At 57.5% G+C, this 3610-nt stretch carries 3 protein-coding genes; 2 read left to right on the forward strand and 1 reads right to left on the reverse strand.

Going from position 1 to position 3610, the window contains the following annotated elements:
• The first annotated feature begins 358 nt into the window (after positions 1-358).
• Both clpS and clpA read left to right on the forward strand, forming a co-directional pair.
• On the forward strand, positions 359-700 hold the full coding sequence (gene clpS / locus B3187_RS05140) for an ATP-dependent Clp protease adapter ClpS (protein ID WP_286804920.1): 342 nt from the start codon (positions 359-361) through the stop codon (positions 698-700).
• 23 nt (positions 701-723) lie between these two features.
• Positions 724-2997, forward strand: coding sequence for an ATP-dependent Clp protease ATP-binding subunit ClpA (gene clpA, locus B3187_RS05145; protein WP_024460473.1), 2274 nt, complete (start codon positions 724-726; stop codon positions 2995-2997).
• Positions 2998-3110: 113 nt separating this feature from the next.
• Here the strand turns inward: clpA and infA are convergent, their stop codons facing one another.
• On the reverse strand, positions 3111-3329 hold the full coding sequence (gene infA, locus B3187_RS05150) for a translation initiation factor IF-1 (protein WP_024460472.1): 219 nt from the start codon (positions 3327-3329) through the stop codon (positions 3111-3113).
• Between the last annotated feature and the right edge of the window lie 281 nt (positions 3330-3610).

The following is a 3610-nucleotide window of genomic DNA, read 5'->3' on the forward strand; positions in this document are numbered from 1 at the left end:
TTGGCGTTATTGAACCACTTGACGGTACCTGTAGGCATGGGGGGTATCCTTCTGTTGCGGAGAGGCACACAGACCTCATCGTTAATCGTTATTAGAGTGTGTTGGTTTATTGCTCAAAGTGCTTAACTAGCCCGTCACTTTGTTGCTTTTTTGACCAACGTCACTCGTTTTAGCGAAGTTTCCTTCCCGTGTCAAGTGTGCGGCCCGGGAAGGTGGTAGGTGACCGGGGCATCGTTCCGGTACAATGAAGCGTATATCCCGGTCGGGCAGCCCGGCTGGATTACACATTTTTACGCAACCTTTTTCGGTACTGATGGGAAAAATGGCGATCTATCATCTAACCTTAAGTAAAGAGCCAATGCTGGCCAAAGAGCCGGATGCGGCCGAAGGGGACGGCAATGTGGCGGTGCAGGAGGACAAGCCCAAGCTGCGCCGCCCGCCAATGTACAAGGTGGTCATGTTCAACGATGACTACACACCCATGGATTTTGTGGTGGAGACGCTGGAAATCTTTTTTTCCATGAACCGGGAGAAGGCAACCCAGGTCATGATCAAAGTACATACCCAAGGTAAAGCCGTATGTGGTGTCTATACTCGGGATATTGCCGAGACCAAGGCGGCCCAGGTCAATCAATTTGCCAAGGACAATGAACATCCGCTGTTGTGTGAAATCGAAGCAGTGGAAGACGACGACCGGTGACTCTGCAGTAGAGGTTATCAGCGATGCTAAGTAAAGATCTCGAAATTACCCTGAACCTGGCGTTCAAGGGCGCGCGCTCAAAGCGGCATGAATTCATGACCGTTGAGCACCTGTTGCTGGCGTTGATCGACAATGAATCGGCGGCGAATGTCCTGCGTGCCTGCGGTGCGGACCTGGGCCAGTTGCGCAAGGAGTTGATCGAATTTGTCGACTCCACCACGCCTCTGATTCCGGAAGACGACACCGAGCGGGAAACCCAACCGACACTGGGCTTCCAACGGGTACTGCAGCGCGCGGTATTCCACGTTCAGTCCTCGGGAAAGCAGGAGGTGACCGGGGCCAATGTGCTGGTGGCCATCTTCAGTGAGCAGGAAAGTCAGGCGGTCTACTACCTGAAGCAGCAGAGTATTGCCCGCATTGATGTGGTCAACTACATCACCCACGGCATTCATAAGGTGGCCGGACAGTCCGATCACGGCAACGACTCCGCCCAGGAGCAGCACGACGATGATGCCATCGGCGGTGAGTCGCCCAGCCAGAGCCCGCTGGAGAGTTTTGCGGCCAACCTGAACGAGCAGGCCATGCAGGGGCGTATTGATCCCCTGGTGGGGCGCGAGTACGAGGTGGAGCGGGTCAGCCAGATTCTCTCCCGTCGGCGCAAGAACAACCCGCTGCTGGTGGGCGAGTCCGGGGTGGGTAAAACCGCCATTGCCGAAGGGCTGGCGAAGCGCGTGGTGGACGGCAATGTGCCCGAAGCGCTGGCGGACAGCGTGGTCTATTCCCTGGATATGGGAGCGCTGCTCGCAGGCACCAAATACCGTGGTGACTTTGAAAAGCGCTTCAAAGGGCTGCTCGGTGAGCTGAAAAAGCAGAAGAATGCGATTCTGTTCATCGACGAAATTCATACCATCATCGGTGCGGGGGCGGCCTCCGGCGGTGTCATGGACGCCTCCAACCTGCTCAAGCCTCTGCTGTCCTCCGGCGAATTGCGCTGCATGGGGTCCACTACCTATCAGGAATACCGGGGCGTGTTTGAGAAGGACCGGGCCCTGTCCCGGCGCTTCCAGAAGGTGGACGTCAAAGAACCCACGGTGGACGAGACCTATCAGATCCTGAAAGGGCTCAAGAGCCGCTTTGAGAAGCACCATGGACTTCGCTACACCGACCCGGCACTGCGCACGGCGGCGGAGCTGTCCGAGCGTTACATCAATGAACGCTTCCTGCCCGACAAGGCGATCGACGTGATTGACGAGGCCGGGGCCTACCAGCAGTTGCAGCCGCCGAGCAAGCGCAAGAAAACCGTCGGTGTGTCCGATATCGAGGCGGTGGTTGCCAAGATTGCGCGCATTCCCCCGAAGAGCGTGTCCTCTTCGGACAAGGAGCAATTGCGCAAGCTGGATGACAACCTGAAGATGACCGTCTTCGGACAGGACGAGGCCATCGACACCCTGTCGACCGCGATCAAGCTGTCGCGCGCCGGCCTGGGCTCCGCTGAGAAACCCATCGGTTCCTTCCTGTTCGCCGGTCCCACCGGTGTCGGTAAGACCGAGGTGACCCGGCAGTTGGCCAAGTGCCTGGGTGTGGAGTTGATCCGTTTCGATATGTCCGAGTACATGGAGCGGCACACGGTGTCCCGTCTGATCGGTGCGCCTCCGGGCTATGTCGGGTTTGATCAGGGTGGCCTGCTCACCGATGCGGTAACCAAGCATCCCCACAGTGTGGTGTTGCTCGATGAGATCGAGAAGGCGCACCCCGAGGTGTTCAATCTGCTGTTGCAGGTAATGGATCACGGGACCCTGACCGACAACAACGGCCGCAAGGCGGACTTCCGCAACGTCATCCTGGTGATGACCACCAATGCGGGCGCGGAGGACATGAGTCGGCCGTCCATCGGCTTCACCCATCAGGATCACACCACCGATGGTAAAGAGGCGATCAAAAAGTCCTTTACCCCCGAGTTCCGCAACCGGCTGGATGCGGTCGTGCAGTTCGGCGCCCTGAGTATGGACGTCATCAAGACCGTGGTGGACAAGTTCCTGGTGGAACTGCAGTCCCAGTTGGACGACAAGAAGGTCACCCTCGAGGTGACCGACGAGGCTCGTCAGTGGCTGGCCGAGCACGGTTATGATGAAAAAATGGGCGCCCGACCCATGGCTCGTCTGATCCAGGAGAAGGTCAAGAAGCCCCTGGCGGAAGCGGTGCTTTTCGGAGAACTGGCCGAAAATGGCGGCTCTGTGTATGTGGGCGTGGATCCGGACAAGGATGAGCTGGCGATCAGGGTAGATGGCAAGGCCTGACCGACTCACTTTTCCACAGGCATAACGAAACCCGCGCCACCGTCAGGAGGCGCGGGTTTTTTGTCGGTAACCAGGCTGTCCGGCGCCGGGCGGGCAGGGCGCCGAAGGGGTGCTTAGCGGGAGCGGTAGGTGATGCGACCTTTGGTGAGGTCGTAGGGGGTCATTTCGACCTTGACCTTGTCGCCGGTGAGGATGCGGATATAGTTTTTACGCATCTTGCCGGAGATGTGCGCGGTCACCACGTGCCCGTTTTCCAGCTTTACGCGGAAAGTGGTATTGGGCAGGGTGTCGACTACTTCACCTTCAAATTCAATATTGTCTTCTTTCGCCATTCGGCCGTTTCCTCAGCTTTCTGTGAGTGCATTGTCGTCGAACTTCAGACATCGTGCACAGGGTAAGTCTGAATGATTGCCCCGCAGGGCCAAAAATAGGCGTGAATTGTGCCTGAAATGAGCCGAAAGGCCAAGTGCTGGCAGGATAAAAGGTGGTTTGAGTTGGTTTATTAGCTATTTCGATGCATCACGTCCGGCCCAGCGAGGGGAGTACCGTTTGGAAACCCGCCGTGAACCCGTCCATGGGGGCTTCTCATCGGCATCCATGCCTCAGAGAGTCT

This window comes from Marinimicrobium sp. UBA4209, from assembly GCF_002381585.1.
GTDB classification, from domain to species: Bacteria; Pseudomonadota; Gammaproteobacteria; order Pseudomonadales; family Cellvibrionaceae; genus Marinimicrobium; species Marinimicrobium koreense.

Coding starts and splice junctions, on each gene's coding strand:
- infA (WP_024460472.1), bottom strand. CDS start 3,329: ATGGCGAAAGAAGACAATATTGAATTTGAAGGTGAAGTAGTCGACACC.
- clpS (WP_286804920.1), top strand. CDS start 359: ATGCTGGCCAAAGAGCCGGATGCGGCCGAAGGGGACGGCAATGTGGCG.
- clpA (WP_024460473.1), top strand. CDS start 724: ATGCTAAGTAAAGATCTCGAAATTACCCTGAACCTGGCGTTCAAGGGC.